General features: G+C 72.5%; 20 protein-coding genes. 5 read left to right on the forward strand and 15 right to left on the reverse strand.

The genetic code is table 11. The features are described from left to right. Positions 1–77: 77 nt before the first annotated feature. Positions 78–734: a response regulator gene (locus tag ACQEV1_RS39935; RefSeq protein WP_285580394.1), complete on the forward strand. Its 657-nt coding sequence runs from the start codon at positions 78–80 to the stop codon at positions 732–734. Here the strand turns inward: ACQEV1_RS39935 and ACQEV1_RS39940 are convergent, their stop codons facing one another. Together ACQEV1_RS39940 and ACQEV1_RS39945 are read right to left on the reverse strand one after the other, a co-directional pair. Further along, complete coding sequence (locus tag ACQEV1_RS39940; protein WP_285627862.1) at positions 735–1,706, reverse strand: Acg family FMN-binding oxidoreductase; 972 nt, start codon at positions 1,704–1,706, stop codon at positions 735–737. 114 nt (positions 1,707–1,820) lie between these two features. After that, complete coding sequence (locus ACQEV1_RS39945) at positions 1,821–2,687, reverse strand: universal stress protein (RefSeq protein WP_433401659.1); 867 nt, start codon at positions 2,685–2,687, stop codon at positions 1,821–1,823. Between the two features lie 451 nt (positions 2,688–3,138). Between ACQEV1_RS39945 and ACQEV1_RS39950 the strand changes: the two genes are divergently transcribed. Beyond that, complete coding sequence (locus ACQEV1_RS39950; RefSeq protein WP_285580397.1) at positions 3,139–3,348, forward strand: hypothetical protein; 210 nt, start codon at positions 3,139–3,141, stop codon at positions 3,346–3,348. Between the two features lie 185 nt (positions 3,349–3,533). On the opposite strand, the gene ACQEV1_RS39955 is transcribed toward ACQEV1_RS39950, so the two are convergent. From ACQEV1_RS39955 to ACQEV1_RS39965, 3 genes are all read right to left on the reverse strand, one after another. Further along, the gene (locus ACQEV1_RS39955; RefSeq protein WP_285627856.1) at positions 3,534–5,240 is read right to left on the reverse strand and encodes a glycerol-3-phosphate dehydrogenase/oxidase; all 1,707 of its coding nucleotides are present in this window, start codon (positions 5,238–5,240) and stop codon (positions 3,534–3,536) included. Between the two features lie 84 nt (positions 5,241–5,324). Beyond that, on the reverse strand, positions 5,325–6,842 hold the full coding sequence (gene glpK / locus ACQEV1_RS39960; protein ID WP_285627853.1) for a glycerol kinase GlpK: 1,518 nt from the start codon (positions 6,840–6,842) through the stop codon (positions 5,325–5,327). Between the two features lie 29 nt (positions 6,843–6,871). Continuing rightward, the gene (locus ACQEV1_RS39965) at positions 6,872–7,696 is read right to left on the reverse strand and encodes an MIP/aquaporin family protein (RefSeq protein ID WP_285580400.1); all 825 of its coding nucleotides are present in this window, start codon (positions 7,694–7,696) and stop codon (positions 6,872–6,874) included. A gap of 298 nt (positions 7,697–7,994) precedes the next feature. Between ACQEV1_RS39965 and ACQEV1_RS39970 the strand changes: the two genes are divergently transcribed. After that, entirely contained in the window at positions 7,995–8,759 is a 765-nt protein-coding gene (locus ACQEV1_RS39970) for an IclR family transcriptional regulator (protein ID WP_285580401.1), read from the forward strand. 22 nt (positions 8,760–8,781) lie between these two features. After that, a complete protein-coding gene (gene glpK, locus ACQEV1_RS39975; protein WP_285580402.1) occupies positions 8,782–10,290 on the forward strand; it encodes a glycerol kinase GlpK in 1,509 nt (502 codons plus the stop codon). Between the two features lie 3 nt (positions 10,291–10,293). On the opposite strand, the gene ACQEV1_RS39980 is transcribed toward glpK (ACQEV1_RS39975), so the two are convergent. Beyond that, entirely contained in the window at positions 10,294–11,481 is a 1,188-nt protein-coding gene (locus ACQEV1_RS39980) for a PP2C family protein-serine/threonine phosphatase (RefSeq protein WP_433401663.1), read from the reverse strand. Positions 11,482–11,570: 89 nt separating this feature from the next. Between ACQEV1_RS39980 and ACQEV1_RS39985 the strand changes: the two genes are divergently transcribed. Next, a complete protein-coding gene (locus tag ACQEV1_RS39985) occupies positions 11,571–12,059 on the forward strand; it encodes a MarR family winged helix-turn-helix transcriptional regulator (RefSeq protein ID WP_285627848.1) in 489 nt (162 codons plus the stop codon). Positions 12,060–12,070: 11 nt separating this feature from the next. Here ACQEV1_RS39985 and ACQEV1_RS39990 read toward each other — a convergent pair whose 3' ends face one another. The 9 genes from ACQEV1_RS39990 to ACQEV1_RS40030 form a co-directional block, all read right to left on the reverse strand. After that, complete coding sequence (locus tag ACQEV1_RS39990) at positions 12,071–13,765, reverse strand: PP2C family protein-serine/threonine phosphatase (RefSeq protein ID WP_433401666.1); 1,695 nt, start codon at positions 13,763–13,765, stop codon at positions 12,071–12,073. Next, positions 13,762–14,808, reverse strand: a complete 1,047-nt coding sequence (locus ACQEV1_RS39995) for a SpoIIE family protein phosphatase (RefSeq protein WP_433401668.1) — start codon at positions 14,806–14,808, stop codon at positions 13,762–13,764. Before ACQEV1_RS39995 ends, ACQEV1_RS39990 begins: the two co-directional genes overlap by 4 nt. A 191-nt stretch (positions 14,809–14,999) precedes the next feature. Further along, positions 15,000–15,428, reverse strand: coding sequence for an ATP-binding protein (locus ACQEV1_RS40000; protein ID WP_285627841.1), 429 nt, complete (start codon positions 15,426–15,428; stop codon positions 15,000–15,002). After that, positions 15,425–15,799 carry an STAS domain-containing protein gene (locus ACQEV1_RS40005; protein WP_433401670.1) on the reverse strand — a complete coding sequence of 125 codons (375 nt, stop codon included), beginning with the start codon at positions 15,797–15,799 and terminating at the stop codon, positions 15,425–15,427. Before ACQEV1_RS40005 ends, ACQEV1_RS40000 begins: the two co-directional genes overlap by 4 nt. Continuing rightward, positions 15,796–16,650: an STAS domain-containing protein gene (locus ACQEV1_RS40010; protein ID WP_433401672.1), complete on the reverse strand. Its 855-nt coding sequence runs from the start codon at positions 16,648–16,650 to the stop codon at positions 15,796–15,798. The genes ACQEV1_RS40005 and ACQEV1_RS40010 overlap by 4 nt, the downstream gene beginning before the upstream one ends. A gap of 182 nt (positions 16,651–16,832) precedes the next feature. Further along, the gene (locus tag ACQEV1_RS40015; protein WP_433401674.1) at positions 16,833–17,348 is read right to left on the reverse strand and encodes a VanZ family protein; all 516 of its coding nucleotides are present in this window, start codon (positions 17,346–17,348) and stop codon (positions 16,833–16,835) included. Positions 17,349–17,546: 198 nt separating this feature from the next. Then, the gene (locus ACQEV1_RS40020; RefSeq protein ID WP_433401676.1) at positions 17,547–17,810 is read right to left on the reverse strand and encodes a UBP-type zinc finger domain-containing protein; all 264 of its coding nucleotides are present in this window, start codon (positions 17,808–17,810) and stop codon (positions 17,547–17,549) included. A 150-nt stretch (positions 17,811–17,960) separates the two neighbouring features. After that, complete coding sequence (locus ACQEV1_RS40025) at positions 17,961–20,396, reverse strand: FtsX-like permease family protein (protein WP_433401678.1); 2,436 nt, start codon at positions 20,394–20,396, stop codon at positions 17,961–17,963. Continuing rightward, the gene (locus ACQEV1_RS40030) at positions 20,396–21,157 is read right to left on the reverse strand and encodes an ABC transporter ATP-binding protein (protein WP_285580413.1); all 762 of its coding nucleotides are present in this window, start codon (positions 21,155–21,157) and stop codon (positions 20,396–20,398) included. Before ACQEV1_RS40030 ends, ACQEV1_RS40025 begins: the two co-directional genes overlap by 1 nt. Positions 21,158–21,200: the final 43 nt, after the last annotated feature.

A 21,200-nucleotide genomic window follows, 5' to 3' on the forward strand; every position in this document is an offset into this window, starting at 1 on the left:
GTGATCCGAGGAACGCCTCCTAACGTGAGGACACAGGCCGGCGCCCGCCGGCCCCGCACGGATTGCGAGGCCAGGCCATGACGATCCGGGTTTTCCTGCTCGACGACCACGAAGTGGTCCGGCGCGGCGTCGCGGCGCTGCTCGAGTCCGAATCCGACATCGAGATCGTCGGGGAGGCCGCCACCGCCGCGCACGCCATCGCCCGGATCCCCGCCGTACGGCCCGACGTCGCCGTCCTGGACGTGCGTTTGCCGGACGGCGACGGGGTGAGCGTGTGCCGTGAGATCCGCTCCCGGCTGCCGGGCCTGGCCTGCCTGATGCTGACGTCGTTCTCCGACGAGGAGGCCCTGTTCGACGCGGTCATGGCCGGGGCCGCCGGGTACGTGCTGAAGCAGATCCACGGGTCGGACCTGGTCGCGGCGGTCCGAACGGTCGCCTCCGGGCAGTCGCTGCTCGACCCGCACAGCACCGCGCAGATGCTGCACCGCCTGCGCGAACGCCAGACCCGCAAGGACCCGCTGTCCACGCTGTCCGACCAGGAACGCCAGATCCTCGAGCTCATCGGCGAGGGCCTGACCAACCGCCAGATCGGCGAGCGGCTCTTCCTCGCCGAGAAGACCGTGAAGAACTACGTCTCGAACCTGTTCACCAAGCTCGACATGCGCCGCCGTACGCAGGCGGCGGCGTTCGTCGCCCAGCTCAAGGCCGCGGGCGACCGGTCGCGCGACGAATGATCACAGCTCGCCACGCGTCAGCTCGGTGACGGACCGGCGCACCACGTTCGCGTGGGCGATCCCCAGCCGCAGAATCATCTGCGGATAGGCCCCGTCGCAGAACCGGGTGCGGATGAACTCCCGCAACTCCGGCACCTCCAGCGCCTGACCGTGGAACGCGGCCGACACCTCGTACTCGGCCGCGCAGAGCAGGATCCGCTGGAGCGCCTGCCCGGCGCACAGCCGGTCGCCGCACCCGTCGCCGTCGGTGAGCAGGACCGCCACGACGCCCGTCGCGTCCCGGTTCTCGCTGCCGGCCCCGCCCCATCCCTGGCCGGTGGCGAAGTCGCGGCCGGCGAAGTCCGGTTCCAGGCGGGCCGACTCACGCGGGCAGGTCTCCTCGGACGCGGCGCCGGGCGGCGGGGCCCAGCGGGCCACCTCCGCGACGTACGCCGGGTTCTGCCGCTGGACCTGCTCGGCGGCCTCGGTCAGCGCGGCGAGCGCGATCCGCGCCCGCGGGTCGGCGACGATGCGCAGCGACACCTGCTCGCAGTAGGCGTGGGTGCGCAGGGCCTGGAGCAGGCCGATGGGCAGCCCGCCCGGCCGGAACCCGCCGGTGTGCGTGTGCCGGTGCCGGATCTGGGCGTACATCTGGCGCTCCTCGGCGGTGGCGGGCCGCTCGCCGCCGACGCCGACCTCGGCGATCAGGTCGGGCCGGTCCGGGTCGGGCAGCATCCGCACCAGGGGTATCCGGCCGAGGTCACGCATGGCCAGGCGCAGGGTGTAGAGCGCCGCGCCACAACTGATCATCGTCTCGCGGCCGTCCGGATCGGCCACCTCCAGCCGGCGCTCGGGGTCGGCGTGCACCGTGACGGTCGAGCCGCGCGTGCCGAACCGCCACGGCCGCGTGTCGTACACCGAAGGCGCCCACACCGCAGCGTCGACGAGATGGTGCGCGATCTCGTCGGCGCGCGGCGTCTCGACGGCATCCATGTGCGCTCCTGGTCGTCTCTCCGGTCTTCAGCGCACCATCCGGGCACCGGATCCGGGCAGAGACGAAGGTCCCCGCGAACGGGGACCTGCGGCACGGTCGGCCCGGGGCCGCGCCTACCTACCGGACGGTACGACGGCCAGCGGGCAGTGCGCGTGGTGCAGCAGGCCGTGGCTCACCGAGCCGAGGATGAGGCCGGCGAACCCGCCGCGGCCCCGCGAGCCCACCACGAGAAGGTCGCAGCGCGCGGACACCCCGGACAGGATCCGTACCGGGCGGCCGTGGACGACCTCGGTGACCACCTCGACGTCGGGATACTTGTCGCGCCAGACCGCGAGCGCGTCGTTCAGCCGGCGCGTGTGCTCGACGCCGATCACGTCGGCGTCGTAGACCAGCGGCGTCATGCCGCCGAGGTCCACCGCGCCGGGGTCGGACCAGACGTGGACGGCCCGCAGTCGCGCCCCGCGAAGGCCCGCCTCCTCGAACGCGAAGGCCAGCGCAGGGTCGCCCAGCGGCGGCCCGTCGACGCCGACGGCGACCTCCCCGCGGTCGACCGGCTCGACGTGGCGTACGACGACGGCCGGCACCGGCGTGTGCGTGACCACCTGCAGCGCGCTCGACCCGAGCAGCAGGCCGGCGACCGAGCCCATGCCGTGGCTGCCGACCACGATGAGCGAGGCGTCGCGCGCCCGTTCGACCAGGGCGCGGGAGGCGCCCGCGGGAACCATGTCGCCGTCGACGTCGATGCCCGGCGCACGCGTGCGCGCGGCCTCGATCGCCGCCCCGATGACCTCCTGGCCGCCGGCGAGGAGCCATTCCCGCACGGCCACCAGGCGCGGGTCGACGTTCCGGTCGTACAGCCAGGGCGCGACGGCGTGCACGATCCGCAGCGGCGCTCCCCGCAGGGCCGCCTCGCCGGCGGCCCAGTCGACCGCCCGCAGGCTGTGCCGCGACCCGTCGGCGCCGACGATGATCGGGTCCATGACCGTTCTCCTCCGGTCCTCCCGGGAGCTCTGACACCTCCATCCCAGGCGGGAATCCGGCTTCGCACTCAGGGCCCTACGGTCCCGCGCCCACGCCGATGGTCCCTTCGGACGGTGTCTCCCGGCACCGTCCGCCAGCGCCGTGGCCGCCGACCATGAAAGGACCATGCGCGGTCATCACCCGCGCCATCCGGCCGATTCGGAGCCGGCGGCCCTCGTTCGCTCCGCCGGTCCGGAAACCCGCCGCCACCAGGGCGGATCCGCGCTTAAAGCGGCTCCGCGCGGCCACTCCACTAGTGGTCAAGTTGTGGCATGTAACCGACAGTCAGTATTGCTCCCGGCGAACCGGACATGTGAGGTTGAACTAGGCGATGAGGCCATAAAAGGCACAAATCGCCTGGCGTGACAATGACCCGTCATGCCGTCGGTACCAACCAGGGAGGTAGTTTCCATGGCGATTTCGAAGCGACTCGCGGTAGCCATCTCCGGTGCGGCCTTCGCGGGCGCGGCCGCGCTGACGATGGGTGCTGCGACCCCCGCCGGCGCGGCCACGGCAAGCGCTCCGGCGACCGGCCGGCACATCGCCAGCCTCGCCTCGTGGTGGGGCTGTGGCTGGGACTGCTGCGACGACTGCGACTGGGACTGCTGGGACTGGTGCTGACGGCGTGACCGCACCCACCCGGTGATCCACCGGAGGGGCCTCGCCCCCACCAGCGCGAGGCCCCCAACCCCCACCGGTACCGAATCCATGACCCGCCAGATGACTACGCCCCACCTCGGACCATGGCCCTCACGCTCCGGTCCGCCGTCCCGGGGCCGGATCACCGGCCCCGGGACGGCCATGTGTCAGGAGGCGGCGCGGTCGGGGAACAGGGACGGGACCTCGTGCAGCGCCGCCGCGGCGGCCGTGTCGCTCTGCTCGCGGCGGGCCTGGAGTTCGGCCTGGACCCGGGCCACGTAGTTCTCCGTCTCGCGTTTGGCCGTCTCGTCGTCCCAACCGAGGATCGGCGCGATGAGGCCGGCGACCTCGGGAGCGGCCGCCGCGCCCTGGTCCCACTCCTCCATCGACGCGCGCAGCCGGCGGCGCAGCACGTCCTCCAGGTGCAGGGCGCCCTCGTGCGTCACCGCGTACACCGCCTCGGCCTTCAGGTAGTCGCTCGCGGCCGGGATCGGCTCCCCCAGGGACGGGTCGCCCTCGATGAGCGCGAGGACCTCGTCGACGCACGAGCCGTACCGGTTCAGCAGGTGCTCGATGCGCGCGACGTGCAGTCCCGCCCGCGCCGCCAGCCGTCGGCGGTCGTTCCACAGCACCTCGTAGCCCACGGCTCCGGCGAGCGGCAGGCGGTGGGTCACCGAATCGGGCACGTTCAGCGGCAGCCGGCCGGCGACGGCGTCCACGACGTCCTCGGCCATGACCCGGTACGTCGTGAACTTGCCGCCCGCGATGACGGTCAGGCCGGGCACCGGCTGGGAGACCGTGTGCTCGCGGGACAGCTTCGTCGTCTCGTCCGAACCGCCGGACAGCAGCGGGCGCAGCCCCGCGTACACCGCCTCGATGTCGTCGTGGGTCAGCGGGATCGTCAGGACCGAGTTGACGTGGTCGAGCAGGTAGTCGACGTCCGCGCCGCTGGCGGCGGGCTCGTCCTTGGCCAGCTCCCACGCGGTGTCGGTGGTGCCGATGATCCAGTGACGGCCCCACGGAATGACGAACAGCACGCTCTTCTCGGTCCGCATGATCAGGCCGGTGTCCAGGCGGATGCGGTCGCGGGGAACCAGCAGGTGGACGCCCTTGGACGCGCGCACCTCGACGTCGCCGCGCGCCCCCGCCAGCCGGTGCGTCTCGTCGGTCCACACGCCGGTCGCGTTGATCACCTCGCGGGCGCGTACCGTGATCTCCCGGTCGTTCTCCAGGTCGTGGACGCGCGCGCCGGTCACGCGCTCGCCCTCCCGTACGAACCCGGTCGCCCGCGCCCGGCTGACGACCGTGGCGCCGTAACTCGCGGCGGTCCGCGCGAGCGTCATCGTGAAGCGCGCGTCGTCGACCTGGGCGTCGAAGTACTGGATCGCGCCGACGAACGCGTCCCCGCGCAGCGCCGGCGCCACCCGCAGCGCGTGCCGGTGGCTCAGGTGACGGTGGCGGGGCACCGCCCCGGCGCCGCCCATCGTGTCGTACAGGCCGATGCCCGCGCCGACGTAGAAGCGCTCCCACATCCGGTGCTTGAGCGGGTACAGGAACGGCACGGGGTGGACGAGGTGGGGCGCGACCCTCGTCAGCAGCAGGGCGCGCTCCCGAAGCGCCTCGCGTACGAGATGGAAGTCGCGCTGCTCCAGGTAGCGCAGGCCGCCGTGGATCAGTTTGCTGGAGCGGCTGGACGTGCCGGCGGCCCAGTCCGCGGCCTCGACCAGCGCCACGGACAGGCCGCGCGACACGGCGTCGAGCGCTGCGCCCGCGCCCACCACGCCGCCGCCCACGACCAGCACGTCGAACTCTTGGTCCGCCAGTTCGCGCACCGCACGCGCGCGATCGGCCGGTCCCAGGGATGCGGGTTTCATCGTCGGGCTCCTCGAAAGCTTCGGAGGGGAGAGAGATAGAGGCCGGACGGGGCACCGCGCGACACCCCGCCCGGCGTTCGTGCCTTAGTCGACGTCGACCCAGTCGAGGGTGCGGTCGACCGCCTTCTTCCAGCCGGCGTAGCCGGTGGCGCGCTGCTCGTCGCTCCACCGCGGCTCCCAGCGCCGGTCCTCGTTCCAGTTCTGCTTGAGCTCCTCGGTGCTGCCCCAGAACCCCGTGGCCAGGCCCGCCGCGTACGCCGCGCCGAGCGCCGTGGTCTCGGCCACCACCGGCTTGGACACCGGCACGCCGAGGATGTCGGCCTGCAGCTCCATGCACAGCTCGTTGGCGGTCACGCCGCCGTCGACGCGCAGCACGTCGAGGGAGACGCCGGAGTCCTGCCGCATCGCCTCGACGACGTCGCGGGTCTGGTAGCAGATCGATTCGAGCGTGGCCCGCGCCAGGTGCGCGTTGGTGTTGTAGCGGGACAGGCCGACGATGGCGCCGCGGGCGTCGGACCGCCAGTACGGGGCGAACAGGCCGGAGAACGCCGGCACGAAGTAGACGCCGCCGTTGTCCTCGACCTGCCGGGCGAGCGTCTCGCTCTGCGACGCGCCGGAGATGATGCCGAGCTGGTCGCGCAGCCACTGCACCGCCGACCCGGTCACCGCGATCGAGCCCTCCAGGGCGTAGACCGGCGCCTCGCCGCCGAACTGGTAGCAGACCGTGGTCAGCAGCCCGCTCTTGGAGCGGACCAGCTCGTTGCCGGTGTTGAGCAGCAGGAAGTTGCCGGTGCCGTAGGTGTTCTTGGCCTCGCCGACGCCGAAGCAGACCTGCCCGACCGTCGCCGCCTGCTGGTCGCCGAGGTCGCCGGACAGCGGCACCTCACCGCCGAACGGGCCGTTCGCCAGCGTCTTGCCGTAGAAGTCCGGGTTGGACGACGGCTTGATCTCCGGCAGCATCGCGCGCGGGACGCCGAAGAACGACAGCAGCTCGTCGTCCCAGTCGAGCGTCTCCAGGTTCATCAGCATCGTGCGGCTGGCGTTGGTCGGGTCGGTGACGTGCACGCCGCCGTTCGTGCCGCCGGTGAGGTTCCACAGCAGCCACGTGTCGGTGTTGCCGAAGATCGCGTCGCCGGCCTCGGCCGCCTCGCGTACACCGTCGACGTTCTCCAGGATCCACTGGATCTTGCCGCCGGAGAAGTACGTGGCCGGTGGGAGCCCGGCCTTGGCGCGGATGACGTCGCCCCGCCCGTCGCGGTCGAGCGCGGAGGCGATGCGGTCCGTACGGGTGTCCTGCCAGACGATCGCGTTGTAGTAGGGGCGACCGGTGCGGCGGTTCCACACGACGGCGGTCTCGCGCTGGTTGGTGATGCCGACCGCGGCCAGGTCGGCGGCGGTGAGGTTGGTCTGGTGGAGCGCGGTCTCGATCACCGAGCGGGTGCGCTCCCAGATCTCGGTGGGGTTGTGCTCCACCCAGCCCGGCTTGGGCATGATCTGCTCGTGTTCGAGCTGGTGCTTGCCCACCTCGTTGCCCGAGTGGTCGAAGATCATGAAGCGGGTGCTCGTGGTGCCCTGGTCAACGGCTCCGACGAAGTCGGCCATGGAAGGTCGCCTTTCTCTGATGGGGGAATTCAGGCCTTCTCGAGCTCCGGGTCGTTCGCGACGCGCCCCGGCTCCTCGGTCTCGGCGGGCAGGAAGCGGGCGACCAGCGCCTGGTACAGCCCGGCGCCGAGGACACCGCCGATGATCGGGCCGATGATGGGCACCCAGAAGTACAGCCCGCCGTACTGGTCGCGGAAGGCGGTGCCGTACCCGGTGATGAACGAGGCGAGGCGCGGGCCGAAGTCACGCGCCGGGTTGATCGCGTACCCGGCGTCGGTCCCCCACGCCATGCCGATCGCGACGACGATGAGGCCGACGATGAACGGGGCGAGGTTGGCGGCGGGCGCGGAGTTCTTCAGGTCGGTCACGGCGAGGATCAGGAAGAGCAGGATCGCGGTGCCGATCACCTGGTCGCGGAAGGCGCCCCAGGTGTGCACGGGGAGCGCGCCGTTGCCGGGCAGGGTGGAGAAGACGCCCTGGGTCTTGATGGTGTGACCCGGGTCGACCTTGCCGAGGATCTCGGTGTAGTTCCACCGGACGATCAGGGCCGCGACGAACGCGCCGAGGAACTGCGCCAGCGAGTACGGCAGGACCTTGCGCCAGGAGAAGCCCTTGAAGACGGCGAGCGCGACGGTCACCGCCGGATTGAGATGGGCGCCGCTGATCCGGCCCGCCACATAGACGCCCAGGGTGACGCCGAGGCCCCACGCCCAGGCGATGCTGTCGTGGTCGCCGATGGCGCCGCCCACGACCTGCGCCACGACGCCCACGCCGAACAGGATCAGGATCAGCGTCCCGGCGAACTCGGCGGCCAGTTCGCCGGCCAGCCCTGGGATCTTCAATCGCTCTGCCACGTCTCCTCCTTGATGACGAAGCCCGGTGGGAACATCACGAGGCACCGCCGTGTGAAGGGCGGTGTCCCGGGGCGGAACAGCGCCTCTCACGGCTGACCGGACGGTAGGTCGGCGCGGACAGAGGGTCAATGGACATGTGCCGACATTGTCGAACGCCGCCCTGCGTTGCCAGCTCCGGACGATCATCGGAGGGTGTTTCGGGGTGACGTGGATCACTACTGGGGGCGTTCGGCCGACTACAGAGCCCCACAATGCCGACATTGTCGAATATGTGTCGACATGACGTATTATCCGCCTCGTGCCCGGTCCGGTTCAGTCGATTGAGCGCGCGGCGGCGATCCTGCGCCTGCTCGCGCGCGGCTCCGGCCGGCTCGGCGTGAGCGAGATCGCGGGCTCGCTCGGCCTGGCCCGCGGCACCGCTCACGGCATCCTCCGCACGCTGCACGGTGTCGGCTTCGTCGAGCAGGACGAGGAGACCGGCAAGTACCGGCTCGGCGCGGCGCTACTGCACCTGGGCACGAGCTACCTCGACGTCAACGAGCTGCGGTCCCGCGCGATCAACTGGGCGGACGCGCTGGCGGCACGCAGCGGCGAGGCCGTGCGCATCGGCACGCCGCTCGACGGCAAGGTGCTCGTCGTCCACCACGTCTTCCGGCCCGACGACACCCTGCAGACCCTCGACGTCGGCGCGCTCCTGCCGGCCCACGCGACGGCACTGGGCAAGGTGCTGCTGGCCTACGACGCGGGAGCGGCCGCCGCGCTGCACGGTGAGCTCGAACCGTTCACACGGCGTACGACGACCGTTCCCCGCGAACTCGCCCGCATGCTGGCCGAGGTCCGCGACATGGGATGGGCGGCCGAAGTAGAGGAGATGACGGTCGGGGAGGCGGGCGTCGCCGCTCCCATCCGCGGTCAGGGCGGCCTGGTCGTCGGCGCCATGGGCATCACCGGCGCGGTCGAACGGATCTGCGGCCCCGGCGGACGGCCGAAACCGACGCTGGTGACCGGCGTACGCGACGCCGCGCGCGCGGTCTCCCGAGATCTCGGGGCCTCACGCTGGTGAGACCCGTGGAGGTGGGGACGCGATGGTAGAGCGCTACGTGATGGCGGTCGACCAGGGCACGACGTCCACGCGCTGCATCCTGTTCGACCACGGCGGACGCCTGGTGTCGGTGACGCAGCGGGAGCACAAGCAGCACTTTCCCCGGCCCGGCTGGGTCGAGCACGACGCCATGGAGATCTGGCGCAACCTCGAACGGATCGCCCCGGAGGCGGTCGCCCAGGCCGGGGCCACCCCCGACCAGGTCGCCGCGCTCGGCATCGCCAACCAGCGCGAGACCACGGTGCTGTGGGACCGGCACACCGGCCGGCCGATCGGCCACGCGATCGTGTGGCAGGACACGCGCACCGACCGCCTCGTCGACGAGCTGGCCGCGCACCCGCTGGCCGACCTCGTCCGCGAGCGCTGCGGGCTGCCCCTGGCGACCTACTTCTCCGCCCCGCGCATCCGCTGGATGCTCGACAACCGTCCCGGCCTGCGCGAACGCGCCGAACGCGGCGACGTGCTCTTCGGGACGATGGAGAGCTGGCTGATCTGGAACCTCACCGGCGGGCCCGAGGGCGGTCTGCACGTCACCGACGTCACCAACGCCAGCCGCACGCTCCTGATGAACCTCACGACCCTCGACTGGGACGACGAGCTGCTCGCCTTCTTCGGCGTGCCGCGGGCGATGCTGCCGCGGATCCGGCCCTCGACCGAGACGTACGGCCCGGCCCGGCGGGTGCTGCCCGGCGTACGCATCGCCGCCGCGCTCGGCGACCAGCAGGCGGCGCTGTTCGGGCAGACCTGCTTCGCGCCCGGCGAGGCCAAGTGCACGTACGGGACCGGCGCCTTCCTGCTCCTCAACACCGGCAACGAGCCGGTCCGCTCCGCGCACGGCCTGCTCACGACGGTGGGGTACCAGATCGGCTCGGAGCCGGCCGTCTACGCGCTCGAAGGGTCCATCGCGATCACCGGCGCGCTCGTGCAGTGGTTCCGCGACGGGCTCGGCATCATCGGCAGCGCCCCGGAGATCGAGACGCTGGCGCGCACCGTGGACGACAACGGCGGCTGCTACATCGTGCCCGCCTTCTCCGGGCTGTTCACGCCGTACTGGCGCAGCGAGGCGCGCGGCATCATCGTCGGCCTGACCTCCTACATCACCAAGGGCCACCTGGCCCGCGCGGTGCTGGAGGCCACCGGCTGGCAGACCCGCGAGGTGGTCGACGCGATGAACGCCGACTCCGGACTGGCGCTCAAGGCGCTCAAGGTGGACGGCGGCATGACCGCCGACAACCTGCTCATGCAGTTCATCTCCGACGTCCTCAACGTCCCGGTGATCCGGCCGATGGCCGCCGAGACCGTCTCGCTCGGCGCCGCGTACGCCGCCGGGCTCGCGGTCGGCTACTGGCCCGACCTGGAAGGGCTGCGGCGCAACTGGCACCGCGCGGCCCAGTGGCTCCCCGCGATGGACCCCGCGCGCCGCGAGGTGGAGTACGACAACTGGCGCCGGGCCGTGGAACGCACCTTCGACTGGATCAAGCCGGAGAGCTGACGGTCATCCATCGGCCGCGACGGCGTTCGCGGCCGTCCGGCCCGTCCAGTCGAGGCAGAGCACGACGGCGTCGTCGGCGAGTTCGATCCCGTCGTGGTAGTCCAGCAGGCCGCGCGTGAGCGTGCGCACCATCTCCGACGGGCTCTGCAGCTGTGTCTGGCGCAGCGCGGCGGCCAGCGCGGAGGCCCCGTACGTCTCGCCGCGCGGTGACCGGGCGGTGTGGAAGCCGTCGCTGAAGATGACCAGGCGGTCGCCGCTCTCGACGGTGAACTCCTGCTCGGTGTAGTTCGTGTCCTCGAACATGCCGAGGGGAAGCTGAGCGTCCAGCGACACCGGCTCGACCGTGCCGTTCCGCATCCGGAAGATCTTCGGGGACCCCGCGTCGATCGCGCCGACCCGGCCCGTCGCCACGTCGAAGCGCAGCAGGAGCGTGGAGATGTGACGCTGCCCGTGGTGCTGGTTGTAGATCGTCTCGTTGGCGAGCGTCGCCTGCTCGATGAGGTCGGCCCCGGACCGGCGGGCGTTGCGCAGGGCCCCGACGGCCAGCTGCGTGAGCAGCGCCGCCTCGGCGCCCCTACCCATGCCGTTGGTGACGGACACGGTGAGGTGCTCGGCCGAGGTCGACCAGTCGAAGTTGTCGCCCCAGATCGCGTAGGCGGGTTCGAGCTGTCCGGCGAGATGGTATTCGTCGGTCACGCACGAACGTCCGGGCAGCAGCTCCCACTGGATCTCCGCGGCGAGAGTGAGCCGGTTGCGCCGCCGGATGTTCCGGAAGACGTCGGAGCCCACGTCGGCGATCTTCAGTGCGCGGGCGATGACGCCGGCGACCGCGTGCAGCTCCTCGCAGGTGGCGTCGTCCGGCTCGTCCGGCAGGGCGACCGTGAGCACGCCGCTGCGGTCGCCCCGTACCGTGAGCGGCACGTGGACCTCCCAAGTGTCACCGTCCCCGGTCTTGACCGTCACCGTCTCCTGCGCGGCGAACGCGCGGCCGGCGGACGTGCCGTCCATGGCGAACGCCGGCCGCCCGGAGACCACGGGGACGAGAAAGTCGAGCCGGTAGTCGGCGAGGAGCAGGTCCGCGGAGATCGCTCCGTAGGCCTGTTCGATCGCGGTCGCCACGGCACCCGCCAAAGCGTGCGGCTCCGCCTTCCAGGCGACACGCTCGACGGTGGTCAGCCGATTCTCAGACATGATCTCGTCTCGTTCGGGCACACGTGGTGTCACGCATGAGGAGTGACTGCACACGCGCGATGGGTGACAGGCGGGGTATGGTGTCGGATGTGGGTGAATCATCGCGGCTGCCGGAATGCGCTGCCGCGATCGATATTGCGGCCGAGGCGCTCGTCCGGATCTGGACAGGTCCGCAGAGCGCACCCGGGGTGCCGGTGCCGGCGACCCAGCTGCGTGTTCTGTTGGTCGTGGAGCAGAGCGGTGCCATCAACCTCAGTCGCCTGGCGAATGAGCTCGGGGCGCTCCTGTCGTCGGCCAGCCGGCTGTGTGACCGCCTCGAGGCCGCTGGGCTGATTGTACGTGAGTCCGGCCAGCAGTCCCGTCGCGAGATCGCGATCCGGCTGAGCCCCGACGGCGAGGCGCTGCTGGAGCGCGTACGCCGCGAGCGGCAGGAGCAGATCACCAAGGTCCTCGCGCAGATGCCCCCGAGTGCCCGCCAGGCGCTGCTCACCGGCCTCACGGAGTTCCAGAACGCGGCCGACGCGCGCACCCGGCCGGGCACGCCCGGCTCGGCGCAGTCGTTCTCACTGCCCGCCTGAGGCGGCGTCTCTCAAGGGTCGTCGGTCACCGCGTCCTCGTCATCCGTCTCGCGGCGAAGATCCTCCGGCCGCGGCCCGATCCGGAACATCAGCAGGCAGGTGTCGTCCTCGCGCGCGCTGTCGCGGAGCATCTCCACCAGGACGCCGTCGGCGACGGCGTCCAGGTCGCCGTCCGCCCGGCCGAACGCGCGCGTGAGCCGGTCGATGCCCTCGCCGAGGGGGACGCCGCGCCGCTCGATGAGACCGTCGGTGTAGAACAGCACGATCGAGCCGGGCTCGGGCCGGAGGCTGAACTCCCGCAGGTCGGCGTCCTCCAACGGCATGCCGAGCAGGAAGTCGTGGCCCTCCAGCACGGTGACCGTGCCGTCGGGCGCGCGGACCAGGGGCGGCGGGTGCCCGGCGTTGGACCAGCTCAGCAGGCCGTCGGGCGACACCTGGGCGAGCACCGCGGTGGCCAGGTCGTCCGGCTGCAGGTGCGAGAGCATGCGGTGCATGCGGGTGAGCACCTCGCCGGGCCCGTCGCCGCCGTCGACGGCGTACGCGCGCAGCGTGGTGCGCAGCTGCCCCATCAGGGCGGCGGCCTGCAGGCCGTGGCCGGTGACGTCGCCGACCGCGGCCATGATGTGCCCGTCCGGGCGTTCGAAGGCGTCGTACCAGTCGCCGCCGACGTTGAGACTCGCCTCCGCGGGCAGGTAACGGGAGGTGAACCGGAGTCTCCCGGCCGCCGGCAGGTCGGTGAGCATGGCGCGCTGGAGGATCTCGGCGACGTCACGCTCGCGTTCGTAGCGCAGGGCGTTGTCGGTGGCGGCGGCGGTGATCCGGGCCAGCTCGCCGAAGACGACGACGTCCTCGGCGCCGAAGGAGTCCGCGGGCGGCTCGACCGCCAGCACTCCGAGCGTCGTGCCGCGCGAGATCAGCGGGATGGCGAGGAGCTGCTGCCGGTCGACGGTGGTGTCGACGTCGGCGTTCGCCGGCTCGTCGCCCGGCGCGCGGGTGGCGTGCTGCGCCCGGCCGCTGGCGAAGGCCTTCTCCACCATCGGCGGAGGACGCTCGAACCCGGGCGCGGCCGGGAGTGGCTCCAGCAGGCCGGGCTCACGGACCAGCCACGCGGTCATCGCGGACGCGTGGCGCGGGACGACGATGCCGTAGAGACGGCCGAGGATCTGCTCGTGGTCGAGCGACTCGGACAGGATCGCGCTGGTGTGGGCCAGGAAGGCCAGCCGGGCGCGGGAGGCCTCGGCCGCGGCGTGGGCCGCTCGCTCCGCCTCCAGCAGCCGGTGCTGCTGGTCGCCGGCCTGGCGGAGCCGTTCGGTGGTCTCGGCCAGCTCGGCGTGGAGCGCGAGCACGCCCTGGTTGGTCTGTTCCAGCTCCTGCCGGTGCCAGTCGAGGGCGTCGTGCTGTTCGACGATGAGGTCGAGCAGCGCGGTGCCGTCGTCGTCCCGTCCGGACCCGTCGCCGTCGGCGATCGGGGCCGTGGCCGTACGGTCCGCTCCCCCGCCGCCGTCCACCGTCGCCCGCAGGAGCGACTCGCCGACGGTCAACGTCAGCCGGCCGCCGGGATGGTGGTCGCGCATCGCCTGGGCGACCGTCGCGAGGAACCCGGGCCGCTCGTCGGCGGCGACACCGAACCGGCTCATCGCCTCCGCGACGGCCGACAGGGCGGCCGCCGGGTCGGTGACCGGCCCGTGGTGGATCCGCCGGCTCATCGAGCCTCATTCCGCGGTGCCGTCCGGACGACGACAACCGTGGCGTCGTCGTTGCCGCGCAGGGCGTCGCGCCAGATGAGGGCCGCGAGGACCGCCGGATGATGGTGCTCGGCACGCGGATAGTCGGCGAGGTTCCACCGGCTGGTGATGCCGTCGGTGTGCAGGATGAGGGCGGCAGGCGCCTGCCAGTCGGCCGTCACGACCCGGTGCGACCGAGGGCGGGTGACGATCTCGGGGCCGGGACCGGCGCCGAGGATCCCCGGTCGTGAGACGAGCGCCTGATCGGCGCCGGGCCGGAACAGCCGGCCCGTGACGTTTCCCATGCCGGCGAAGCTCAGCCGGCGCGACCAGCCGTCGATCTGGGCGATCGCCGCGGCGGCGCCCCGGGTGACCCGGAGGCCGACGTCGATCTCGCCGAGCAGCCCGGCGGAGTCCAGGGCGGGCTGCCGTTCGAGCAGGTCCAGCGCCGCGCTGCGCGCCTCGGCCGCCTTGACGCCGTGGCCCAGGCCGTCGACGACGCCGACGGTCATGCGGTCGCCGTCCCAGGCCAGCCCGAAGCCGTCCCCGACCGCCGACTCGTCCGGGTGCGGGGAGATGACGCCGCCGACCTCGACCGGCCCGGAGGGTTCCGCCGCGGCCGGGCCGACACGTGCCAGCGCGACCGTGCCCTGCCCGACCCGGCTGTAGAGGTCGAACTGCGACGCACCGCGCCGGCAGGCTCCGAGCCCCGCGCCCAGCGAGGAGTTCGTGGTGAAGCCGTCCGTCAGCGACGCCGCCACGTCGGCGATGCCGGGGCCGTGGTCGACCGCGACGAGCTGCACCGCTCCCCGGCCGAAGACGTTGACGAGCAGCCGCCCGCCCACGGCGTGGCGCACGAGGTTCGTGGCCAGCTCGGTGGCGAGCAGCTCGCAGGTGGCGAGGTCGTTCGGGTCCAGGCCGGCGGCCAGCGCGGCGGCCGACGCGGCGGCGGCCGCGCCGTGCACCTGACTGTCGTCGGCCACGACGACGTCCCACGCCTCGGTGACCATGACGCGGCCGCTCACGAGCCCTCCTTCGTCGGAGGAGAGACCAGGCGCGCTGTGTCACCGATTCGCTCACTGCGTTCACTCATGAACCCTCCTTCGTCGGAGGAGAGACCAGGCGCGCGTGTTCTTTGATTCGCTCACTGCGTTCGCTCATGAGCCCTCCTTCGTCGGAGGAGAGACCAGGCGCGCGTGTTCTTTGATTCGCTCGCTCATCGCGGCACTCTCTGGGCCATACGCGACCAGGCGACCGCCGTCACGGTCGTCCCTCCGCCGGGCCGGCTCTCGATCGTGAAGTCCTGCACCAGGCGGCGCGCGCCGCCGAGGCCCAGGCCCAGGCCGTTGCCGGTGCTGTAGCCGTCCGACAGCGCCACGTCCACGTCGGGGATGCCCGGTCCGTCGTCGGTGAAGGTCAGCCGGATGCCGTGGCCGCCGGAGTTCTCCACCACGGCGAGCTCCATGTGGCCGCCACCGCCGTGCACCAGCGTGTTGCGGGCGAGCTCGCTCGCGGCTGTGACGATCTTCGTCTGCTCGACCAGGCTGAAGCCGGCGGCGACCGCCGCCTGGCGTACGGCCTGACGCGCTCCGGCGATCTGCACGTCGCTGCCGATCTCCAGCCGTGTCACTTCGTCCCGGCTCATCGACCGGCCTGCCCCCGGAACACCGCCATGGCGTCTTCCAGCGAGCGCGCCGTCTCCAGCCCGCGCAGGCCGAGCCCCATCTCCACCAGCGTAATGGCCACGGACGGGCGCATCCCCGCGACCACCGTACGGCCCGCGAGCATGTTCGTCGCCGCCGCGATCTCGGACAGGACACGCGCGAGGAACGAATCGACGATCTCCACGCCGGAGATCTCGATGACCACACCGCGGGCGCCGGCGGCGGCCAGCTCGGTGAGGTCCTGCTGGAGCGCGAGCGCGGACTCGTCGGTCAGCTCCTGCTGGATGGCGGCGATGAGGATGTCGCCCATCCGCAGGACCGAGACGCGCCCCGCCCCGATCTCCGCGGTCACCCCTCCCCCACGACGACGGAGACGCCGGCCTTCCCCAGCGCCCACTTCAGCGCGTCGGCCAGGGTCGCACGCGTGGTGATGTCGCCCAGATCGATGCCCAGCTGCACGATGGTCTGCGCGATCTGCGGCCGGATGCCGCTGATGACGCACTCGGCGCCCATGAGCCGCACCGCCATCGCGGTCTTCAGCAGGTACTGCGCGACGACGGTGTCGACCATCGGCACACCGGTGATGTCGAGGATCGCCATCCCGGCGTTCTGGTCGACGATGGCCTGCAGCAGCGCCTCCATCACGACCTGCGTGCGGGCGCTGTCCAGGGTGCCGATCAGCGGTACGGCGACCACCCCGTCCCACAGCTTGATGACCGGGTTGGAGATCTCGAGCAGCTGGGCGCGCTGCCGGTCGATGAGCTCGGCGCCCTCGCTCAACGCGATCTCCACGACCACGACCCGCAGGGTGCCCATGAGCTCCACCGCCGCCACCGCACCGTCGGCACCGCCCGTCTCGCGGGCGACGATCTCGAGCAGGGGACGCTTGAGCTCCGCGACCTCGGCGGTGATCTGCTGGTGGGTGGCGCCGGACCGGGTCCGCGCCGTCACCGTCTGCGCCAGGTGGGGGCGGACCCGCTCGAAGTCGGGTGCGGAGGTGTCGTCGAGACGCCCGTGGCGGGCCACCTCGGCCAGGACCCGTACGAGCCGGTGCGCGGCCGCCACGGCCGCGTCCCGGCCGGTCGTGTAGACGTTGCGGAAGAGCGGGAGATCCGCCCACTGCTGTGCCACCTGCTCGCCGCGCGTCTCCAGAACCTGCGCCACCGTCGCGGCACCGGAGCCGTCTGAACCCACCGAAGTCACCCGTATTCTCCCTGGTTACATGATCGAACCGACGGAGTCGGCGCCCCCGCGCCCAGCCAATCGGCAGCCCCGGACCGAGCGGATCCCTCCACCTGGCCCGGGGCCGGAACAGTGTCCGCGTCCAGGATCACAGAAAAGCTTGCCAAGCGACAATCGTATCGAATCGGCACCTAAAACGCGCGTCAGGTCGCGCGGTGGGCCCAGCGCGCGACGCGGCGTCCGATCAGAAGGTAGGCCAGGACGGCGCCCAGAGTGTTGAGGATGACATCGTCGGCGTCGAACGCGCGTCCGGCGATCATCGTGCCCTGGACGGACTCGATGCAGAGCGAGACGAACCCGACCGTGAGCAGGATCCGCAGCGGGCCGCGGAACCGGTTGGACAGCACCGGCAGCAGTACGCCGAGCGGCGCGAGCAGCACGATATTGCCGCCGATCTCCAGCAGCGCGGCCTTGACGCTCGGCTGGTCCAGGTAGAGCCGCAGCGTCTGCCCGGGATGGGTGTTGTCGTGCACGTACTTACCGGCGCCCGGCTCGGGCTGGAGCGTCAGCCGGCTGATCACCCAGGCGAAGGCGGCGACGCCGGCGAGCCCCGCGAGGATCCACAGGCCGCGCACCAGGTACGACGAGAACGACCGGGTCTTCTTCTTGGTGTTCGTGCTCGTGGAGGAGCCATCTTTGTGCTTGCTCGTGGACGGCATGGACGTCTTCTCGATACGGGGCCGGCGCCGGGCTCGCGGGGACGAGCCGGTCTTGGACGCGGGCTTACGGGACGCGGGGGATGGCTTCGTCGTGGACACGACCTAGCAATCCCCAATCCAGGACGCCCTATCCGTCCCGTCCGCCCCCGGTTTCGCGCGTTCCGTCGGCGCCGGTGACGTTTTGACGGGCGAGGCCGGTCAGACGAAGGTCTCGTCCACGAAGCACCAGCGCCAGTCCTCCCCCGGCTCGAAGGAGCGGACGACCGGGTGGTCGGCCGTACCGGCGTGCGCCCGCGCGTGCCGGTTGGGCGAGGAGTCGCAGCAGCCGACGTGCCCGCAGCTCAGACATTCGCGCAGGTGCACCCAGCGGGATCCGATCCGCAGGCAGTCCTCACAGCCGGCCGTGGTGGACGGGGTCACGTCGGAGGGCAGGGTGACCACATGCGCGCAGGTCTCGGACATCGCGCGACCATCCTCGTCACTCGGGCCGGCCCGGACGGGCCGACGGTGTTCATCGACAGCGGTGTTCCATCGACAGCGGCATCGACCGCGTTCGGTTCCAGCGTCTCACCACGGCCCGCCGCACCACCACCGGCCCTCCCCCGCGCGCGGTCAGTCCTCCCGCGCGCCCAGCGCCTCCGGAGGGTGGACGGTCAGCGCCAGCCGGCCGGGAACCGCCGTGGCCAGCAGCGCCAGCACCGCCACGCCCACGACGACTCCCAGGTAGGCGAGCGGCGGGAACGCCGGCCGTGCCGAGCCGGTCATCCCCGCGCCGTACGCCGACAGTGTGCCCACCGCGATGGCGGTGCCCAGCACGACTCCGGTGAGCGTGACGCTCAGGGTCTCCAGGCGGAGCATGCGGCGGATCTGGCGCTTGGTCGTGCCGACCAGGCGGAGCAGCGCGAACTCCCGGGACCGTTCGGCGGTCGCCATCGCCAGCGTGTTGACGACCGCGATCGCCGTGAAGGCGATGATCAGGCCCATGATCACCAGGTTGACCTCGGTGCTGTTCCGCCGGCCCGCCGCCTGGGCGGCCGGTGACATCCGCACTCCCGGGTAGCGGGCGACCGCCCGCCGCAGCGCGTCCGCCGAGCCGCCCGCGACGAGCACCTGCCGTGGGAGCGGGTCGTCGACGTGCGCCGCGACGACGCCGTACGGGAGGAGCACGTCGCCGAAGCCCAGCCCACGGCCGTAGATCGCGGCGACCCGCGCACGCAGCGGTGTGCCGTCGCCGAGCGTGACGTTCAGCTCGGTGCCGAGACGGGCGTGCAGGTGCCCGGCCGCGGTCGCGCTGACCGCCACGTCGCCCGCGCCGAGCCGGTCGAGCGAGCCGGCGCGCACGCCGGGGTCTATCGTCCGGGTCAGCCCGGCGGGCGTGATGCCCTGCGCGGCGTACTTGCCCTCTCCGACGCGGATCGAGGTGGGCACCATCGCGGTGACCGCGCGGACACCGGGCAGGCGGCCCAGTTCCGCGGCGCCGGGGACCCGGCCGGCCAGGACGTGCTCGGCCCGGACCCCCTCGCGCGCCTGCCGCGTGGCCGCGCCGGCGACCGTGGCGGGGGCGAACAGGATCGTGCAGGTCATGCCGACCGCGAGGGTGAGCGGGGTGATGATCGAGGCGAGCCGGCGCGTGCCGGCCCGGCCGTTGGCGGCGGCCAGGTGACCGCTGACCCGCGACAGCCGCAGCGGCACGGCCAGCACGGCCGTCGCGGCGCGGGCGAGGAGCGGACCGAGCAGCGCGACCGCGAAGGCCCCGAGCACGACCGCGAGGAAGGTCACCGGGGTCGCGGCCGCCTCGACGTCGAGGGCGCGCAGGACGGCCAGCAGGGTGACGTGCCCGGCCAGGACGACCAGGCCGGCGAGGGTGCGCGCCACCGGCGGCCGGCGGCGTTCGACCGAAGCCTCGGCGAGCGCCTCGGCGGGCCGGATCCGTACGGTGCTCCGGGCGGACAGCCGCGCGGCGGCCCAGGCCGCGAGCATGGTCGCGGCCAGCCCGGCGGCCATCGGGAACGGGCTGAGCACCAAGCCGAGGTTCGGCGGCATCACGCCGTGCCCGACGAACAGGGACCGCAGCCACCGGGCCACGAACAGGCCGCCGGCCGCGCCTACGAGGCCCGCGCCGGACCCGACGAGCAGGGCCTCGCGGCCGATCATCTTCCGCACCTGCCGGGGCGTGGCGGCCACGGCGCGCAGCAGCGCCAGCTCACGCCGCCGCTGCTCGATCGTCAGCGTGAACGTGCCGACCACGACGAGGATCGCCACCAGCAGCGACGTGCCGCCGAGAGCGCCGCCCATGCTGACCAGGGTCACGCGCGCCTTCGACGCGTCGGCGAACTCCAGCGAACCGCGGTCCCGGCCGGTGTAGACCTCGGCCGGGGTGCCGCGCAGCGCCGCGCGTACGGCGGGCGCCGCGGAGGCGGGGAACACGCCGATCGCCGCGACCTGGCCGGGCCGCCCGGCCAGCCTCCGTGCCTCCTGCTCGGTGAAGAACAGGTTCGCCTGCCGGGGCGTCGCCTGGGCGGTGATCCCGACCACGCGGTAGGTCCGCGGGGCCGCGGTGGCCAGGACGGTGATCGTGTCCCCCGGCCGCGCGCCGGCGCGCGCGTCGGCCACGACCTCGCCGTCGGCGCGCGGCTCGCGGCCGGTCGCGAGCGTGAACGGCGTCAGCGCCGCGGACGCCCACGCGTGCCCCTGGGCCATGCCGTGCGCGGTCTGCGCCGGGAAGGTCACCTCCGGGACGATCTTCGTCACGCCGGGCACGTGCGCGATCCGGTCCGCGACGTCCGCGGCCAGCCACGCGCGTTCGGTGAGCGGCTTGGACTTGGTCTTGACCTTGTGCTTCTTGTGTTTGGTCCAGTGGAGCTGCTGGTCGGCGCCGACCACGATCGGCGCGCCGGCGTAGCGCTCGGGGGCGACGTGACCGCGCAGGCCCGTCTCCAGCAGCACACCGCAGGCGGTGATGAGCGCGGCCGCGCACAGCAGGGCGGCGAACGCCCCGGCGAAGGCGCCCTTGCGGCTGCGCAGCGTGTGCAAGGCGAGGGACAGCATCAGACCCGCCCTCCCAGCCCGGCCATCCGCTCGGCGACGAGGTCGGCCGACGGGGCGTCCAGCGTGCCGGCGATCCGGCCGTCGGCCAGGAACAGGACGCGGTCCGCGTACCCGGCGGCGACCGGGTCGTGGGTGACGATCACGACGGTCTGCCCGAGAGCGTCGACGGCCTCGCGCAGCAGCGTGAGGACGTCGCGTCCGGTGACGGTGTCCAGCGCGCCGGTCGGCTCGTCACCGAAGATCACCTCGGGCCGGGTGACGAGCGCGCGGGCGAGCGCGACCCGCTGTTGCTGCCCGCCGGACAGCTGCGCGGGGCGATGGCTCGTACGGCCCGTCAGGCCGACGCGATCGATGATCTCCTCCAGCCACGCCCGGTCGGTCCGCGTGCCGGAGAGCCGCAGCGGCAGCTCGATGTTCCGCAGGACGTCCAGCGAGGGAACGAGGTTGAAGGCCTGGAAGACGAAGCCGACGCGGCTGCGGCGCAGCTCGGTGAGCCGCACCTCGTTCATGCCGGACAGGTCGGTGCCGCCCAGCAGCACGGTGCCGGAGGTGGGGGTGTCCAGGCCCGCGGCGCAGTGCAGGAAGGTCGACTTGCCGGATCCCGACGGCCCCATGACCGCGGTGAAGGTGCCGCGGGGGATGGTGATCGTCACGTCGTCGAGTGCGGTGACGGCGCCGGCCCCCTTCCCGTACACCTTGCGGACCGACGTCATCCGGACCGCGTCGGCGTGCGGCGTCGCGGGTCTGTCTCGGCGCGGCATGGGCGCCTTCCTTTCAAGAGTGGGTTCGGTGAGGGGCGCGGAC

Source organism: Actinoallomurus sp. CA-142502, assembly GCF_050936355.1.
Taxonomy (GTDB): domain Bacteria; phylum Actinomycetota; class Actinomycetes; order Streptosporangiales; family Streptosporangiaceae; genus Actinoallomurus; species Actinoallomurus iriomotensis.